The sequence below is a fragment of the Planococcus maritimus genome (assembly GCF_001592825.1).
GTDB classification, from domain to species: Bacteria; Bacillota; Bacilli; order Bacillales_A; family Planococcaceae; genus Planococcus; species Planococcus maritimus_C.
This window is the reverse complement of sequence record NZ_LTZG01000001.1, coordinates 1,096,366-1,112,684: the sequence shown is the minus strand read 5'-3', so window position 1 is coordinate 1,112,684 and position 16,319 is coordinate 1,096,366. Positions and strand designations below refer to the sequence as shown.

Sequence of the window (16,319 nt, the reverse complement as noted above, 5' to 3'; positions counted from 1 at the left end):
ATGGGGACAGTATCCATCGGCCAGCTGACACTTGAATCAGATCAACTATTGCCTGAAGTGGAATTGGCGTACGAACGTGTCGGGAAAAGTTCTGCACCTGCTGTCTTAGTTTGCCACGCATTGACAGGTGATCAATACGCAGTAGGAACTGCGGATCAACCAGGCTGGTGGGCGGGTCTGATCGGTCCTGGAAAAGCGGTGGATACTGAACAATTCCAAGTCATCACATTTAATGTACTCGGCGGCTGCAATGGGTCGACAGGGCCGCTGTCCATCAATCCAGAAACTGGGAAGCCTTACCGCGGCACCTTTCCAGAATTGACGATCCGTGACATGGTCAAAGCAGAGCGCAAAGCATTGGAACTATTAGGTGTCGACCATCTCACGGCAGTCATCGGCGGCTCTCTCGGCGGCATGAAAACTTTGGAATGGGCCCGGCTTTATCCGGAATTTTTGGATACGGCCATCACGCTCGCGGTCACGCCTTATTACGGAGATTATGGGGTGGCCTTCAATCATATTGGCATTCAGGCAATTGAAAACGACCCGGAGTTTCAGGCTGGAGATTATCCTGCGGGTATACGGCTTAAAGGATTTGAAATTGCCCGGATGGCCGGCATGGTCACGTATCGAAGCAGCCGGCTATTCAATGGCCGGTTCGGGCGTGCACGAGGTGATGAGGCGTTTGAAGTTCAGTCCTACCTGGACTATCAAGGACGTAAACTCGCAGGACGTTTTGACCCGAACAGCTACCTGACCTTGCTGAACGCGATGAACACTCACGATGTAGGCGATGCTGAACTATCGACTGAGCTATTATCGATTTCCTATAGTCATGATTTATTATATCCAGGGGAACTGATGATTCCTTGGGTTGAAAATCAGCCAAACGCAAAATGGGAAGCGATCGAAACGGATTTTGGCCATGATGGATTCTTGGTGGAATTTGAAAAATGGGGACATCATGTGCAGGATCAATTACACAAATCGGTGAATGCCAAAAGCCACGTTCTAGCATGAATTCGTATACAAAAAAAGATCAGAGCCGTCTTAGGCTCCGATCTTTTTTTATGCTGTCAATCCTCGTCTTTTACGTCGACATCGTCCGGGATCGGGGTCGCGCGCCATTCTTCAAGCTCCAGTTTGGCGACTTCTAGCTGATGGAAATGGCTTTCGAACTGGGAGGTGTTGATCAAGTACTGTTCACCGTCGTGGACTGCGCGAATCCGGCCTTCAAGTACATAACGGTTGACTTGCTCTTCCGGCATCGATAAAAAAACGGCAGTTTCCGGGACTGTCATATACATGCGATCGCCTCCTCTTTTCTTTCATTATAATCCTATTCCAACCCTATCTCAAACGATCTGTGCCGTGGTATCTTTAGGGAGTGAGAATGAATTTTCCATAATCTAGAATAAGTTTTCTTGTTTAACGACGCGACTTCAATGATATCGAAATGATTAAGAGAGTGGTGGAAAAACCGATGCAAATGAAAGCGTACATATGGGTAGTATTTGCGGCGATGCTTTGGGGGACGACCGGAACAGCGCAAACTTTCCTCACAGGTCCGGCCCATCCTTTAACAATCGGAGCCGCGCGCCTTGCGATCGGCGGTTTTGGGCTTTTAGTATTTGTGTGGATTTCAGGAAATCTAAAAGGTGTGAAGGTTCCGTGGCGTTGGGTCGGGCTTTCCGCCTTGTGCATGGCCTTGTTTCAACCTTTCTTTTTTTCTTCTGTGCAGTTAACGGGAGTCGCAATCGGAACGGTCGTAGCAATTGGCAGTGCTCCAGCTTTTTCAGGAATACTGGAAGCGTTCGTTATGAAACGCAAACCTGAACGTGTCTGGATGTTTTCGAGTTTCTTGTCCGTTGTAGGTTGTATTTTGCTTTTTGCGAACCGCGATAGCTATATCGTCGACCCGTTCGGCGTGATGCTTGGCTTGTTAGCTGGTTTGGCATTTGCAGGATATGCCATGTTCAGCAAAAATGTCTTAAGCTTTATGGAAGTAGTACCCGCAGTGGCTATGATCTTTTCGCTCAGCGGCCTTGGCTTACTGCCGTTCCTGTTTTTCCTGGACACCGGCTATTTAGCGGAACCGCAGAACTTAATCATCGTTGGTTATTTAGGCATTGGGGCAACAAGTCTTGCATATTTGCTGTTCTCGAGCGGACTTAAAACGATCCCTTCCTCCTCTGCGGTTACCTTGTCACTTGCAGAGCCGCTGACAGCTTCTGTTTTGGGAGTGGTAGTCGTTGGTGAAGCATTGAGCGGGCAGTCTTGGATTGGCGTGGCGCTATTGATGGGAGGGATTGCATTGCTTGCTTTTGGAAAAAGCAGCAAAGCTTAAGTTTTTCGGGAATTGGGTGAGCGCTACTGAAGAGTTTCACTCTATGCATAAGCCGCGCCAGAGCGGGTGGATCGTGGCAATAAAGTAGGAACTTTCTAAGCAGGGCCGGTGCTAAATCATAGGCAATGAGCGCAAAAAAAACTACGCGCTGAATAGTCGGCTTTCGGGTGTGGACTAACGGATAAGTACATTCAAATAGTCAAAACTTATTATTTATAATGTTATGGAAATTGATTGCGTTTAGGAAAAATATAAGGGGGAATACTTAAAATGAACTATTAAATTGTAAAGGAGATGATACAGTTGAATGATGTAACCAATTCATTCCAGAATGTTGGGAACACAATTATCAATTATATCCCGAACATTCTCGGTGCCTTGTTGCTGCTTGTCGTTGCGTGGCTCGTTGCTACAATCGTCAGAGCTATTTTCTCGAAAGGACTAAAAAAAGCAGGCGTTGACAATGCCATGGTAAAAGGCCATATGGCTAAAACAAAGGAAGACGCAGATGACAAACTGGACTCTATCGGAAAAATTCTTTATTACTTAATCTTTATCCTGTTTATTCCAAGTGTTTTGCAAGCGCTCGACATGAATAATGTCGCCCAGCCGATTTCGAACATGATGGACAAGTTCCTGGCATTCCTGCCGAATCTGTTCATGGCGATCCTGATCTTGGTTATTGGCTACTTTATCGCGAAATTCGTTAAGAAATTGGTGGAGAGTTTACTGGCCACGATGAATATCGATAAATGGTTCAACAAGATGACCAATAAGTCTGGCGTAAACGAGCGTGTGGCGTCGAGCGATCAGAATACGCTCGCTAAAGTATTGGCGAATGTTGTTTTCGTCATCGTACTGATTCCGATTGTCACGGTAGCGCTTGAAACCTTGAACATCGAATCGATTTCACAACCGATCGTATTGATGCTCAATCAAGTTCTAGGCATGATCCCGAATATCTTTGTCGGCATCATCTTGATCCTGGCAGGTGTCTTCATCGCGAAATTCGTGGCGGACCTATTGATTGGCCTGTTGAACGGCACGGGGATCAATCGTTTCTCTTCTTATTTGAGCCCTGACAAGAACAAAGAGCCATCATTTGATATTGCACAGGTCATTGGCAAAATCGTGCAGGCGATCATCATTATCTTCTTCGTAGTGGAAGCGATGAATGTGCTGCAACTCGATGTGCTGAATTCCATCGGCAGCGCGATTATTGCGTACTTGCCGCTATTGATTAGTTCCTTGATCATCCTCGGCCTCGGGCTTATCGGTGGCAGTATGCTCGGAAATTATATTACACGAGCTTCCGGCAATCGATTGTTCGGCGGCATCGTCAAGTATGCGATTTTCATTATCGCAATCTTCATGACGCTTGATCAATTGAATTTCGCTTCGAACATCGTCAATCTGGCCTTCCTGTTCATCATTGCAGGTCTGGCTGTTGCCTTTGCTATCGCTTTCGGATTAGGCGGACGCGATTTTGCGAAAAACCAATTAGCTAAAATGGAAAAGAAAATGAAAGAAGAAGACGAAAAACCGAATCTGTAAGTAATGCTCTACTGCGCCTCGCTGATGCTGAGGCGCAGTTTTTTTGTGTTCATCGTTTCTTATGGGAAGGAAAGTGTTCCATGAGCAATGAATTATTAGTCAGCATTATACATATTTTTATATACAAAGAAATACTAAAGTGATTTTATAGAACTATTTCGATATAACTTTTGATAGTTTTTAAATTTCCCGGAAAAGTAACTTTGTAGAATAGCGTCTGTGATAAATAGCTTACATATAGTGTTGAAAAAGAGCTCGTTTAATCTAAAGGCCTATTAAAATAATTATTTAAATTTTATAAAAATTCTGTTGACGGGTATTTATGCAAGCGGTTACAATCGAATGAGTTATTACGACAATAGTTTTGAAGGGAGGCGCACGGGCAAATTCTGAGCGAACGCTCAGTCTGGGGTGTATAAAAAAGAATTTATGCAAAAGGGAGGGGACCTCATGAAAGCGTACAAAAAAGAAGTCCAGTTTACGATTTGGATGACGGCAGCGTTTATCCTAGTAGGGAACGTCGGTTTGATCTTTTCGATTTTCCCAGTTGAAGCCATGCTATTCGGCTTTCCGGTCATGTATATCGTGCCCATCTTAATGGGATGGTTCGGCGTATTCTTACTGACGCTAATAGCAGGAAAAATCGGCAACCGAATCGATGATGAGATCGAAAGAGAAAACGAAACGATCGGCCACGCCGACGAAGCAAAGGAAGTGTAAACGATGGAACAGAGCTGGCAACTGGACAATCCAATCCTGGGACTGATCGTCGTAGGTGCAACGTTTGTATTATTTTATATCGTCGGTTTCATCTCGAACCGCCAAAGCAAATCAGCTAAAGAGTTGTATGTAGGCGGATCGAATGTTGGAGCGATCACGAACGGCTTGGCGATGGCCGCTACATATATGAGTTTGGCAACATTCTTAGGTATTACCGCTCTTATTTTGCAATTGCAGGTTCCTTTTATCATGTTGTGGATTCAACTGATCTTGGCCATTCCGTTGATTACGATCATTTACGGAACGAGTTTACGGCGTATGGGGGCTTTCTCGCCGACTCATTTCATTCGCGACCGATATGGCACGACGGCTTCCATCATCGCCGCCTTGTTCATGATTCTCGTGTCGATTATGTATGCGCTCGGCCAAATGATCGGCATCGCGATTACATTCGAAACCTTGCTTGGCATCCCTTATATTACGGGCTTGTTCATCTTCGGTATCTTGATTGTCGGCTATATCACAATCGGTGGCATGGCAGGGGCAACGAATAACGCGGCCATCCAGATGGTCATTATCGCCTTAATGTTCATCGTGCCGCTTGCCGCAATCATGAAAGCGATCGGCGCTTCGGGTTGGTACTTCCCGCCATTATTGTATTCGGATATGGTGCCGGCAATGATGGACGCGTTGCCATCGTTCTTTGATTATCAATTCTCGCCGAAATGGTATTTCTCCATCATTCCGGCGCTGACAATTGGCGCTCTCGGATTGCCTCACTTGGCAATGCGCGTTTACACCGCTTCTTCACTAAAGAGTGCGCGTTCTGCGATGGTCTGGTTTGCGTTCATTCTCGGATTGGTTTTCTCTGCGACATACGCGATGGGCTTTGTTGGCGTTTTTGCAACGACTACACAAGGTGTGACGATTTCCGATGGCGATGCAGACAAATTGACGATCATTTTGAATATGGTTTACAACCCTGAATGGGTCACGGCGCTTGTGATTGCCGGGGCAATTTCTGCGGGGCTGTCGACATTGAGCGGCAACTTGCTGGCGATCGGTGCATTGATTTCACAAGACATTATTTCGACATTAAAACCGAATATCTCGCAGCGCTTGAATTTGCGCATCGGCTTTATCGCGATTTTTGCAGGGGGCATTGCGAGTATCTTGCTTGCCATTAATCCGCCTGCTTTCCTAGTTGTCAGTATCCTATGGGCATTTGGCTTGGCGGGCGTCACCAATGCCCCGCTCATTATTGTCGGTGTCTGGTGGAAAGAAGCGAATAAATTCGGCGCAATCGCAGCATCTGTAGTTGCGGGTGCTATCTATATCATCGTATCGCCGTTCGTATTCCCGAGCATCGTGCTAACGGGTCATGCCGTCACGGATGGCATGGGGCTTTCCGGTGCCATGCTGGCAGTGCCGATCAGTTTTATCTTGTTGATTGTGGTTTCTTATATTACCAACCGTATGCCAGCACTATCCGGAAAATTGACGAAGCAAGCCGATATCGAGTTAATCGAACGCATACACGGTTGGAAAGATATCAAGGCGTATCGTTATAACAGCACAATCGGCGCAGGCATCACTGTCGTCGTTTCCGCTGCAGTGGCAATCTGGGCGTTAATGCCTTGGGGAATGTAAATGGTAAAGGGAGTGGCAAAATTGGTTGGAAAAATGATAAGCCTGGATGATCCATCTTATCGGTCATTCCTGGAGTTACCGAAAACCGAGACGGTGAGCAGGCTGTTGCTGCTCATCGTAGGAATGGGCTACGGCGCGATTTCCATCGCGTCGCAAGCCACATACATAAGCAGTTTCGATTCCGCGTTATTACAGAATGTGGTCGTCCCGATGATTTTTATTATTTTTGGCATCCTGACGGCGTTTATCACAAAAGTCGGCATGGCAGCGCTCCTGTGGGCGGGATCCAAAGCACTTGGCGGCACCGCGAAATACCGCGCTATCAGCCTGGTGACCCCGGTTGCACTGCTTCCAGGCTTGCTCGGTGCACCTTATTTGGTGGGTGTGGGCAATGGGGCATGGTGGGTAAGTTTCGTTCTAATAATCGGTGTCGTGTGGATGTATTTGGTCAGTGTGAAAATTATTCAAGCTGTTCAAGGGTTCACAGCAAAAAAAGCGTATCTATCGGCTATGATGGCGTTCTTGTTTTTGGCGAGTATTTATTATTTGATCATCCCTGCGAGTTGAATACGAAACGGAGGAAATTACATGAATGTCGAACAATTGATTGCACCTGAACAATACAATATTACTTCTGAATTGGAAACGTATAAGAAGGATGCTGAGCGGATTGCGGTGCGCTGGTTTGATGCGGACAATCGTCGCATTGAACTTTCCTATCAAGATCTTTTTTCCAAAATGAACCAATATGCGCAAGCCCTCATCGAACTAGGGCTTAAAAAAGGAGACCGCGTCCTCATTATCTTGCCGCGGATTCCAGAAGCGTATATGACGTACTTGGCGTGTTTGCGCGCGGGCCTTGTTGCAATTCCTTGTTCTGAAATGCTGCGCAAAAAAGATTTGAGCTACCGCATGGAGCATTCCGGCGCGAAGGCAATTATTGCGCATTACAAGACGACAGCTGAAACGAATTCTATTGAAGAAAAGTATGATGCATTGAACAATAAATTGATTGTAGGCGGAACTGAACCAGGATGGAAGTCGCTGGAACAGCTAGCTGATGCACAATCGGAAGAGTTCGAAGCGGTTGATACGAACCGAGAAGACATGGCGTTTTTATCGTATACATCCGGAACGACCGGCAACCCGAAAGGTGTCGTCCATGTACACGGGTGGGGCTATGCACACGTCCGGACGGCAGCGACTGAATGGCTTGGCGTGCAAAGCGGCGATATTGTTTGGGCAACGGCAGCACCAGGCTGGCAAAAGTGGATTTGGAGCCCGTTTCTTTCGACCATTACGCTCGGTGCGACGGCGCTCGTCTACAACGGCGGTTTCGATGCGCTGAAATATTTGGACATCCTCAAGGAAGAAAACGTTAACGTGTTGTGCTGTACGCCGACAGAATACCGCATCATGGCCAAGGTCGAAAACTTGAACGATTATAAATTACCTAATCTGCGCAGTGCCGTTTCTGCCGGCGAGCCACTCAACCGCCAAGTAATTGATGCCTTCCAAGAAGCATTTCAGTTAAATGTGCGTGATGGCTACGGGCAGACAGAAAACACCTTGCTCGTGTGCATCTTACAGGACATGGACATGAAACCGGGTTCAATGGGCAAACCGACCCCGGGAAATCCAGTGGATATTATTAACGAAGATGGACAGCCGGCGGCAGCTGGGGAAGTGGGCGATATTGCTGTACACAAAAGCTGCCCTGCCTTGTTCCGAGAATATTACCGGGATCGGGAACGGACAAAAGCATCTTTCCGCGGTGATTGGTATTTAACAGGAGATCAAGCATCACGCGATGAAGACGGTTACTTCTGGTTTGAAGGTCGCAGCGACGATATCATCATTTCTTCCGGCTACACAATCGGGCCATTCGAAGTGGAAGATGCGCTTATGAAGCACCCGGCGGTACAGGAATGTGCAGTGGTGGCGGCGCCCGATGAAATTCGCGGCAATATCGTTAAGGCGTTTGTCGTATTAAGAGAGAGTGGCAGACAGGACGAGGAAATGGTTAAGGAATTGCAGGACCATGTCAAAGGCATTACTGCCCCTTATAAATACCCGCGTGTTATCGAGTTTCTGAAGGAACTGCCAAAAACAACTTCCGGAAAGATCCGTCGTGTAGAATTGCGTAAAATGAATGCATAACTAGTAAGCCGCGCTGGCACAAGCGCGGCTTTTTTCAAGCTGTTTAAGTTTGATTGGTTTCGTCAATATATATAGAAGATGGACATGTAAACAGTGCAGGCATCGGTGCGTTTAGAGGAGGTCTCTTATGGAACAGTGGATGATATCGGTTATGGAAAACTACGGCTATTTCGGGATTTTCCTGCTGATTCTGCTAGAGAATGTGTTCCCGCCCGTCCCATCGGAAGTGGTTCTGACGGCAGGTGGATTCATGACCTCGACTACCAGTTTGACGATATGGGGAGTTATCCTATCCGCTACGGCTGGATCGGTTGCAGGGGCTGCTGTGCTCTATGGGCTTGGGCTTTTATTGGATGTAGAACGGCTTGAGCGGATTATCGACAAACATGGCCGGTGGCTGCGCCTGAAAAAAGCGGATCTCTATAAAGCGGATCGCTGGTTTGATCGTTTCGGGGGGTTCGCCGTATTTATTGGGCGGCTAATCCCGCTTGTCCGTAGCCTCATCTCAATCCCGGCAGGCATGTCCAATATGAAATTCGTACTTTTCCTGACATTTACAACAGCAGGCACCTTCATCTGGAACACGGTGCTCGTTTATGCCGGGCGGGCTGTCGGAGACAACCAAGAAGCAATCCTGCAGCAATTAAGCGTCTATTCAAACCTTGTCTATGCCTTGCTTTTTGTGGGTGTGGTGATTGGGGTGTGGATGTTTAAGAAAAGCCGCAGTACTGAGCGATAGGCTTACGCAATAAGGAAGTTATTCAGGAGAAGGGTGGAGGAGTTTCATGAAACCGATTTTATTTATTACCCAAAAATTGCCGACAGAGGCAGTGGCAGAGTTGCACGACGTCTACGAAGTGCGCATGTGGCCGGAAGAGGAAAGCAATGCACCACGTGAAAAACTACTGGAAGAAGTGAAAGAAGTAAAGGCGCTGTGGACGATGCTGGGCGACCAAATCGACCGTGAGTTGTTCGAGTCGGCGCCGCATTTGAAAATCGTCGTCAATTTGGCGGTCGGCTATAATAATGTGGATCTTGATGCAGCGCGAGAACATAACGTGATCGTGACGAATACGCCAGACGTCTTGACAGAAACGACGGCTGATTTGACATTTGCGCTAATGCTGGCGACAGCCCGGCGCCTGGTCGAAGCGGAGAGAACGGTTAGAAATGGCGAATGGCAAGCCTGGACACCGATGGGAATGACCGGGCAGAATGTACACGGTTCAACGGTCGGCATCATCGGCATGGGGCGCATCGGGGAAGCGGTATGCCGTCGTGCGCAAGGTTTTAATATGGAAGTGATTTATCACAACCGAACTCGTAAAAGTTTGGAAGACGCAGATTATGCGGAACTCGACGATTTATTGAAGCGTTCTGATTTTGTTGTGATCCTTGCTCCTCTGACAGAACAGACAAAGGGCATGATTGGCGAACGCGAACTGGCTCTGATGAAAGACACCGCGATTCTTATCAACTGCGGCAGAGGAGGGATTGTGGATGAGCAAGCTCTTTATGAAGCGTTAAACAGTAACGCTATTTGGGGAGCGGGGCTTGATGTATTCGAGCAGGAGCCGTTGCCGCTAGATCATCCGCTTCAGACGCTCCCTAATTTGACGGTCACGCCGCATATCGGCAGCGCCACCGTTCAGACGCGCTACGCGATGATGGAGCTGAACAAAGAAGCGCTACTTGCTTGCGCGAACAGCAAACCCATCAAGAATAGAGTGTGCTGAGATAGGCAGTCCCGACTACAGGGGCTATTTTTCATTGTCGGCTAAGACGAAGCGCTAGCGGAAGTTGAATTTTTTTACGTGGTGGGGTAAAATAGGCTAGGTTTTTCCTGTATTAAGGGAACGGGCCAAATCGAAAATCAGGAGGTATGATTCATGCAAAATCATACACATAATGTCTTACTGTACTATCTATATACACCAATCGAGCATCCGGAAGAATTCGCAGCTGAGCATTTGGCCGCCTGCAAAGAAATCGGATTGAAAGGCCGCATTCTCGTATCAGAAGAAGGAATCAACGGCACATGCTCCGGCACGATCGAGCAAACTGAACAATATATGGAAATGATGAAGAAGGATTCGCGCTTTGCCGACATCGTCTTTAAAATCGACGAAGCGGATGGCCATGCTTTCAAAAAAATGCATGTTCGTGCGAAAAAAGAAATCGTTCACCTTGGACTTGAAGAAGATATCAACCCGAATGAATTGACCGGCAATTATTTGGAGCCGGAAGAATTTTATAAATTGATGCAAGATCAGGATACTGTAGTCATCGATGCACGCAATGACTACGAATATGATTTGGGACATTTCCGCGGCGCGGTGCGTCCAGACGTTGAAACTTTCCGCGATTTGCCAGAATGGATCCGCGAAAACAAAGAGCAGTTTGAAGGCAAGAAAATTTTGACGTATTGCACGGGCGGAATCCGCTGTGAAAAATTCTCAGGCTGGATGAAACGCGAAGGCTTCGATGATGTCAACCAACTTCACGGCGGCATCGTCACTTACGGCAAAGACCCGGAAGTTCAAGGCAAGCTTTGGGACGGACAGTTATATGTCTTTGATGAGCGCATCGCTGTACCGGTCAATCGCGTTGAGCACACGATTGTCGGGAAAGACCATTTCACAGGCGAACCTTGTGAACGCTATGTTAACTGCGCGAACCCTGAATGCAACGCGAAAATATTGTCTTCAGAAGAAAACGAGCACAAGTACATGCGCTCATGTTCAGACGAATGCCGTGAACATCCACGCAACCGCTATGCTTTTGAGCATGGTTTGACAGGCGCGGAAGTACAACAGCGTCTTGATGCGTTAAAAGAAACTTCACAATCGTAAGCAATTCAAAAAGCCTGAACGGCATTCCCGTTCAGGCTTTTTTTTATGGATTAATTGTCGAGTTCTTCTGCACAATCATGGCAAATTAATTCGCCGTCGATATAAACGCCGTCCAAAAATCCATCACGGCAATAGACTTCTTTGCCGCAATTGCTGCAAGGGCCGATGAGCTCATGCATGTTGCAACGCATCCGCGTGCACGTGCATCGCGTCTTTCAGATAATCGGATAAGCCCTCTCCGTGTTGATCGATGGTCCGGGAGAAGCGGCTATCGTTTGCGTACAGATTCGCTAAGTTGCGGAACATGTTCGGTGTACATTCATAGAAACGATCAAGCAAATGGTAATAAGCGGCCATTTCTTTCTGGACTGCTAATGCGTCGGCCGGTAAATGCATTAAACTTGCAACAGCGCTATAGATACGGTTCGCTTCACGGTCGATTTCTTCCAGGTTCTCCGCTTCTTTTTCAGGTTTAGCAGTTTCAGAAGCTGATTCATCAAGTACGCTTGTCTCGTCTTTAATGTTTTCAAGGTCTTCCTTAACAGATACTTCAATCTCCGGCTTCTGGTACAAATCGATGCGGTCCGGCGTATGGCGGATCGAAAAAGCGGAAAAGCGCTGTTCGTTACTCAAGGATTCCCCAGATGAAAATTCCTCTTGAGTCATGCGCGCATTAGCGATCAATTGCTCGATGCGATATTTTTTTTGTTCAAGCAATTCGATATGGCGCGCCATCGCATATTCGGCGTCGTAGCCGTTTTTGATGATTTCCTGGATTTTTTTCAATGAAAATCCAAGTTCTTTAAGGAATAAGATTTGCTGAAGCAATTTTAAATCTTCATCGCTGTAATAGCGGTATCGGTTTGAGCCTTTATTGCTCGGTTTCATTAAATCAATGCTATCGTAATGATGCAGCGTACGCACACTGACGCCCGCGATTTTTGCCACTTCTTGTACTTTGTACATTTCAATCACCTCTACTCTTGATTAGACTATGACGAATGGTCAGTGTCAACCGTTTCTTAGTAATTTTCATGCAAAGTTGAACAAATATCCCTAGCTTTTAAAAGTTATAGAAGGAAGTTAGAAAAGCGTGTAGGAGTTTTCTGTTTTGTAGGGAATAGAGTAAATAGTGAAAGCGTTTACATTTATTGTGGAAAGGGGTAATTCGATGAAACTGACGAATTTTGTAAATGGGGGATTTCAGGAAGGGCATAACGCTGATTTTGTGCCAGTCGTTAACCCGGCAACAGGAGAAGAGCTTGCGGAAGTCCAGCGATCAACTGCTGCTGACGTAGAGGAAGCGGTGAAAGCAGCGAAGGCTGCTCAAAAAAAATGGGCGCTTGTGCCTGCGCCGAAACGCGCGGATTATCTTTATGAAATCGGACGCTTGATGAAAGAACGTAAAGAACACTTGGCCTCGGTGCTGACAAAAGAGATGGGGAAAGTGATCGAAGAGGGGCGCGGTGAAGTGCAGGAAGGGATCGATATGGCCTTTTATATGGCAGGGGAAGGCAGAAGATTATTTGGGGAGACGACGCCTTCGGAACTGGCTGATAAATTTGCGATGAGCGTGCGTGCGCCGATTGGAGTCGTTGGGTTGATCACTCCTTGGAATTTTCCGGTGGCTATCGCTACTTGGAAGTCGTTTCCCGCGATTGTGGCAGGCAACACTTTCATCTGGAAACCCGCTACTGAAACACCGATGATGGCTTATGAAATGGCTAAGATTTTCAAGGAAGCGGGTTTGCCAGATGGCGTCGCGAATATCGTTTTTGGTTCCGGTTCAGAAGTCGGGACAGCAATGATCGAACATCGGGATATCCGGGTAATCTCATTTACCGGTTCAACCGATACCGGGCGTAGAGTGGCGGAGCTTGGCGGCCGTCATTTGAAGAAAGTATCGCTTGAGATGGGCGGGAAAAATGCAGTTATTGTCATGGACGATGCGGATTTGGATCTAGCGGTCGATGGTATTTTGTGGAGTGCATTCGGCACGGCTGGACAGCGTTGTACAGCTTGTAGCCGCGTTATCGTTCACAAGGATGCGAAAGAGTCCTTGCAGCAGCGCCTGCTTGAAAAGATGGATAAATTAACGATTGGTGACGGCATGGATGAGACGGTCAAAATCGGCCCAGTGATTAATAAGAAGGCGCTTAAGAAAATTCATTCCTATATTGAAATTGGCAAACAAGAAGGCGCAGAACTCGTTAGGGGCGGTGAAATATTAACAGGCGGCCATTACGACAAAGGGAATTATTACGCACCGACATTGTTTGCGGGGGTCACACCGGAGATGCGTATTGCCCAGGAAGAAATTTTCGGCCCGGTCATTTCCTTGATTGAAGTGGCAAGTTTTGAAGAAGCGATCGAAGTAAATAACGGCGTCATTTATGGCTTATCCAGCTCGATTTTCACGGCTGATGTCAACCGGGCGTTCAAAGCGCAACGCGATCTCGATACTGGCATTGTCTACATCAATGCCGGAACAACGGGAGCCGAAATCCATTTGCCGTTCGGCGGGACCAAAGGCACTGGCAACGGCCACCGTGATTCAGGCGTTGCGGCACTTGATGTTTTTACAGAATGGAAAAGCATTTATGTGGATTTCAGTGGGAAATTGCAGCGGGCACAGATCGACAACGAAGCATAAAGGGGGCGGCGGAGATGAAATTTGCGGTACTCGGAGCAGGGTTGATGGGAAAACAAGCGGCGCGTGATTTACTTGGCAACAAGCAAGTAGAAAAAGTGATTCTGGCGGACCGGACGACTGAAAAGGCAGAAGCTTTCCGGCAGCAATTAAACGATCCGCGTCTGGAAATCGCCAAGATGGATGCAAGCCGCGACGAACAATTGAAAAAAGTCATTTCGCAAGCAGATGTCGTCATCAATGCGCTGTTTTATACATTCAATGAAAAAGTAGCGGAGATTGCCATCGAATGCGGCGTTCATTCTGTCGATCTCGGCGGTCATATCGGCGGCGCAACAGATAAAGTGCTCGCCATGAATGACCAAGCGGAAACACAAGGCGTGACGATCATCCCCGACCTTGGTGTGGCGCCGGGCATGATCAATATTTTAACGGGCTATGGCGCCAGTCAATTGGATGAGGTCAAATCAATCCGCATTTATGTCGGTGGCATTCCGCTCCATCCGGAACCACCGATTGAGTACAAGCACGTGTTTTCACTCGAAGGCGTTTTTGACCATTATACCGATCCGTCTCACGTCATCCGCAGTGGCGAATTAAAGCAAGTCTCGTCGCTATCGGAAATTGAACCGATCGCATTTGAGGGCTTTGGTGAATTAGAAGCGTTTCACACATCAGGCGGCACATCTACGTTAACGGAAACCTTCCGAAATGTTGATTCGCTGGAATATAAAACGATTCGCTATAGTGGGCATGCTGATAAATTCCGCTTGCTTGTCGAATTAGGTTTGACGAGCCGTGAAGGAAAAGTGGTAGCGGGCGGACATGAAGTTTCGCTTCGTGAAGTACTATTAAAAGTGCTCGAGCCGATTACGGAGCTTGGAGATGAGAAAGATGCAGTACTGCTGCGCGTGAGGGTTTCAGGTTTGAAACAGCAGGAGGAATGCACATATCAGTATGAAATGGTGACAATCCGAGATGAATCGACTGGCGTCACCGCGATGGCGCAGGCTACAGCTTATAGCATTTCTGTAGTGGCACAAATGATCGCGGATGGACGCATCGATAATCGCGGGGTGTACCCGCCGGAACAGGTTGTGCCGGGAGCAGAATACATCGCCGAAATGAAGCGGCGCGGCGTAACCATTGAAGAAACGGTTCAACGGGCAACGCATCAGAACTAGGAGGGGTCGGCATGGATTTTGAATATAGCGAAGAGCAAGTGATGCTGCGCAAAACCGTCCGGAAGTTTGTCGATGAAGAAATCATGCCTCATATCAAAGACTGGGATACAAACGGGAGTTTTCCGCAAGAGATCTGGCAGCGCTTGGCTGATCTTGGCTTAATGGGCGTGTGCATTCCACAAGCTTACGGCGGAAGCGGAATGGATTATAATTCGCTGGCTATCGTCTGTGAAGAATTAGAGCGCGGTGATACCACGTTTCGTACAGCGGTTTCGGTCCATACCGGTCTGAATTCTTTGTCGCTTCTGCAATGGGGCACGGAAGAGCAGAAGCAAAAGTTTTTGGTTCCTCAGGCAAAAGGTGAGAAGATCGGCGCGTTCGGATTGACGGAACCGGGAGCTGGGTCGGACGTCGCAGCCCTTACGACAAGTGCTAAACGCGATGGCGATGACTATGTATTAAATGGGCAAAAGACATGGATCTCCTTATGCGATCAAGCAGATCACTTTCTCATTTTTGCCTATACCGATAAACAACAAGGACATAAAGGCATTAGCGCTTTTATCGTGGAACGGGAGCGCGCGGGCTTTTCTTCCAAGGCGATCAAGGGCAAGTATGGAATACGCGCAGGCAATACGGGCGAGTTGTTCATGGAAGATGTTCGCATTCCGGTAGATAACCGTCTCGGCGAGGAAGGAGAAGGATTTAAAATCGCTATGGCGTCTCTCGACAACGGCCGTTTTACCGTTGCTGCCGGCGCGTGCGGATTAATGATGGCCTGCCTTGAAGCAAGCCTCGATTATTGCAAGATACGCACAACTTTCGGGAAGCCGATCGGGGAACATCAATTGGTGCAGCAAATGCTTGCCCGGATGGAAGCAGGCTATCAGATGAGCCGCTTGCTCGTCTACCGGGCGGGAGAATTGAAGAACAGCGGCAAGCGCAACACGCGTGAAACGTCACTCGCCAAATGGCAGGCGTGTGATTTTGCCAATCAAGCGGCAGATGACGCGGTGCAAATCCACGGCGCCTATGGCTATTCGGATGACTATCCGGTTGCCCGCTACCTGCGCAACTCTAAAGCGCCGGTCATTTACGAAGGCACCCGTGAAATCCATACGATCATGCAGGCAGACTATGTGCTCGGCAAGCGCAAAGATAGGGAATTGAACCGCATGCTGCCTGCCTGGCCATTTGAATGA

General features: G+C 47.7%; 16 protein-coding genes. 13 read left to right on the top strand and 3 right to left on the bottom strand.

Going from position 1 to position 16,319, the window contains the following annotated elements:
- On the top strand, positions 1 to 1,020 hold the full coding sequence (metX, locus tag AY633_RS05435; protein ID WP_068487203.1) for a homoserine O-acetyltransferase MetX: 1,020 nt from the start codon (positions 1 to 3) through the stop codon (positions 1,018 to 1,020).
- 56 nt (positions 1,021 to 1,076) lie between these two features.
- Here metX and AY633_RS05430 read toward each other — a convergent pair whose 3' ends face one another.
- A complete protein-coding gene (locus AY633_RS05430) occupies positions 1,077 to 1,307 on the bottom strand; it encodes an excisionase family DNA-binding protein (RefSeq protein ID WP_068487201.1) in 231 nt (76 codons plus the stop codon).
- 149 nt (positions 1,308 to 1,456) lie between these two features.
- On the opposite strand from AY633_RS05430, the gene AY633_RS05425 reads away from it, so the two are divergent.
- The 9 genes from AY633_RS05425 (at position 1,457) to trhO (ending at position 11,283) form a co-directional block, all read left to right on the top strand.
- Complete coding sequence (locus AY633_RS05425; RefSeq protein WP_260804522.1) at positions 1,457 to 2,347, top strand: DMT family transporter; 891 nt, start codon at positions 1,457 to 1,459, stop codon at positions 2,345 to 2,347.
- Positions 2,348 to 2,650: 303 nt separating this feature from the next.
- The gene (locus tag AY633_RS05420) at positions 2,651 to 3,901 is read left to right on the top strand and encodes a mechanosensitive ion channel (protein WP_068487197.1); all 1,251 of its coding nucleotides are present in this window, start codon (positions 2,651 to 2,653) and stop codon (positions 3,899 to 3,901) included.
- A 450-nt stretch (positions 3,902 to 4,351) separates the two neighbouring features.
- Positions 4,352 to 4,621, top strand: a complete 270-nt coding sequence (locus tag AY633_RS05415) for a hypothetical protein (RefSeq protein ID WP_068487195.1) — start codon at positions 4,352 to 4,354, stop codon at positions 4,619 to 4,621.
- A gap of 3 nt (positions 4,622 to 4,624) precedes the next feature.
- Positions 4,625 to 6,271: a solute symporter family protein gene (locus AY633_RS05410; protein ID WP_068487193.1), complete on the top strand. Its 1,647-nt coding sequence runs from the start codon at positions 4,625 to 4,627 to the stop codon at positions 6,269 to 6,271.
- Positions 6,272 to 6,838: a hypothetical protein gene (locus AY633_RS05405; protein ID WP_068487191.1), complete on the top strand. Its 567-nt coding sequence runs from the start codon at positions 6,272 to 6,274 to the stop codon at positions 6,836 to 6,838. It abuts the gene before it with no gap.
- Between the two features lie 21 nt (positions 6,839 to 6,859).
- Positions 6,860 to 8,431 (top strand): acyl-CoA synthetase MbcS, encoded by a 1,572-nt coding sequence (gene mbcS / locus AY633_RS05400; RefSeq protein ID WP_068487189.1) that lies wholly within the window; start codon positions 6,860 to 6,862, stop codon positions 8,429 to 8,431.
- A gap of 127 nt (positions 8,432 to 8,558) precedes the next feature.
- Positions 8,559 to 9,170, top strand: a complete 612-nt coding sequence (locus AY633_RS05395; RefSeq protein ID WP_068487187.1) for a DedA family protein — start codon at positions 8,559 to 8,561, stop codon at positions 9,168 to 9,170.
- Positions 9,171 to 9,216: 46 nt separating this feature from the next.
- Positions 9,217 to 10,167, top strand: a complete 951-nt coding sequence (locus AY633_RS05390; RefSeq protein ID WP_068487185.1) for a 2-hydroxyacid dehydrogenase — start codon at positions 9,217 to 9,219, stop codon at positions 10,165 to 10,167.
- A gap of 153 nt (positions 10,168 to 10,320) precedes the next feature.
- Complete coding sequence (gene trhO / locus AY633_RS05385) at positions 10,321 to 11,283, top strand: oxygen-dependent tRNA uridine(34) hydroxylase TrhO (protein WP_068487183.1); 963 nt, start codon at positions 10,321 to 10,323, stop codon at positions 11,281 to 11,283.
- A 50-nt stretch (positions 11,284 to 11,333) separates the two neighbouring features.
- Here the strand turns inward: trhO and AY633_RS16800 are convergent, their stop codons facing one another.
- Complete coding sequence (locus tag AY633_RS16800; RefSeq protein ID WP_257785553.1) at positions 11,334 to 11,462, bottom strand: hypothetical protein; 129 nt, start codon at positions 11,460 to 11,462, stop codon at positions 11,334 to 11,336.
- Complete coding sequence (locus AY633_RS05380) at positions 11,455 to 12,249, bottom strand: MerR family transcriptional regulator (protein ID WP_068487181.1); 795 nt, start codon at positions 12,247 to 12,249, stop codon at positions 11,455 to 11,457. The genes AY633_RS16800 and AY633_RS05380 overlap by 8 nt, the downstream gene beginning before the upstream one ends.
- 205 nt (positions 12,250 to 12,454) lie before the next feature.
- Here AY633_RS05380 and AY633_RS05375 point away from each other — a divergent pair, with 205 nt between their 5' ends.
- Genes AY633_RS05375 through AY633_RS05365 form a run of 3 tightly spaced genes read left to right on the top strand, consistent with a single transcriptional unit; the run spans position 12,455 to position 16,319 of the window.
- Positions 12,455 to 13,936 carry an aldehyde dehydrogenase family protein gene (locus AY633_RS05375; protein ID WP_068487178.1) on the top strand — a complete coding sequence of 494 codons (1,482 nt, stop codon included), beginning with the start codon at positions 12,455 to 12,457 and terminating at the stop codon, positions 13,934 to 13,936.
- A complete protein-coding gene (locus AY633_RS05370) occupies positions 13,870 to 15,117 on the top strand; it encodes a saccharopine dehydrogenase family protein (protein WP_145915651.1) in 1,248 nt (415 codons plus the stop codon). The genes AY633_RS05375 and AY633_RS05370 overlap by 67 nt, the downstream gene beginning before the upstream one ends.
- Before the next feature lie 11 nt (positions 15,118 to 15,128).
- Positions 15,129 to 16,319 (top strand): acyl-CoA dehydrogenase family protein, encoded by a 1,191-nt coding sequence (locus AY633_RS05365; RefSeq protein WP_068487174.1) that lies wholly within the window; start codon positions 15,129 to 15,131, stop codon positions 16,317 to 16,319.

Coding starts and splice junctions, on each gene's coding strand:
- AY633_RS05370 (WP_145915651.1), top strand. CDS start 13,870: ATGGAAAAGCATTTATGTGGATTTCAGTGGGAAATTGCAGCGGGCACA.
- AY633_RS05395 (WP_068487187.1), top strand. CDS start 8,559: ATGGAACAGTGGATGATATCGGTTATGGAAAACTACGGCTATTTCGGG.
- AY633_RS05430 (WP_068487201.1), bottom strand. CDS start 1,307: ATGTATATGACAGTCCCGGAAACTGCCGTTTTTTTATCGATGCCGGAA.
- AY633_RS05365 (WP_068487174.1), top strand. CDS start 15,129: ATGGATTTTGAATATAGCGAAGAGCAAGTGATGCTGCGCAAAACCGTC.
- AY633_RS05415 (WP_068487195.1), top strand. CDS start 4,352: ATGAAAGCGTACAAAAAAGAAGTCCAGTTTACGATTTGGATGACGGCA.
- metX (WP_068487203.1), top strand. CDS start 1: ATGGGGACAGTATCCATCGGCCAGCTGACACTTGAATCAGATCAACTA.
- AY633_RS05425 (WP_260804522.1), top strand. CDS start 1,457: ATGATTAAGAGAGTGGTGGAAAAACCGATGCAAATGAAAGCGTACATA.
- AY633_RS16800 (WP_257785553.1), bottom strand. CDS start 11,462: ATGCATGAGCTCATCGGCCCTTGCAGCAATTGCGGCAAAGAAGTCTAT.
- AY633_RS05405 (WP_068487191.1), top strand. CDS start 6,272: ATGGTAAAGGGAGTGGCAAAATTGGTTGGAAAAATGATAAGCCTGGAT.
- trhO (WP_068487183.1), top strand. CDS start 10,321: ATGCAAAATCATACACATAATGTCTTACTGTACTATCTATATACACCA.
- AY633_RS05410 (WP_068487193.1), top strand. CDS start 4,625: ATGGAACAGAGCTGGCAACTGGACAATCCAATCCTGGGACTGATCGTC.
- mbcS (WP_068487189.1), top strand. CDS start 6,860: ATGAATGTCGAACAATTGATTGCACCTGAACAATACAATATTACTTCT.
- AY633_RS05375 (WP_068487178.1), top strand. CDS start 12,455: ATGAAACTGACGAATTTTGTAAATGGGGGATTTCAGGAAGGGCATAAC.
- AY633_RS05390 (WP_068487185.1), top strand. CDS start 9,217: ATGAAACCGATTTTATTTATTACCCAAAAATTGCCGACAGAGGCAGTG.
- AY633_RS05380 (WP_068487181.1), bottom strand. CDS start 12,249: ATGTACAAAGTACAAGAAGTGGCAAAAATCGCGGGCGTCAGTGTGCGT.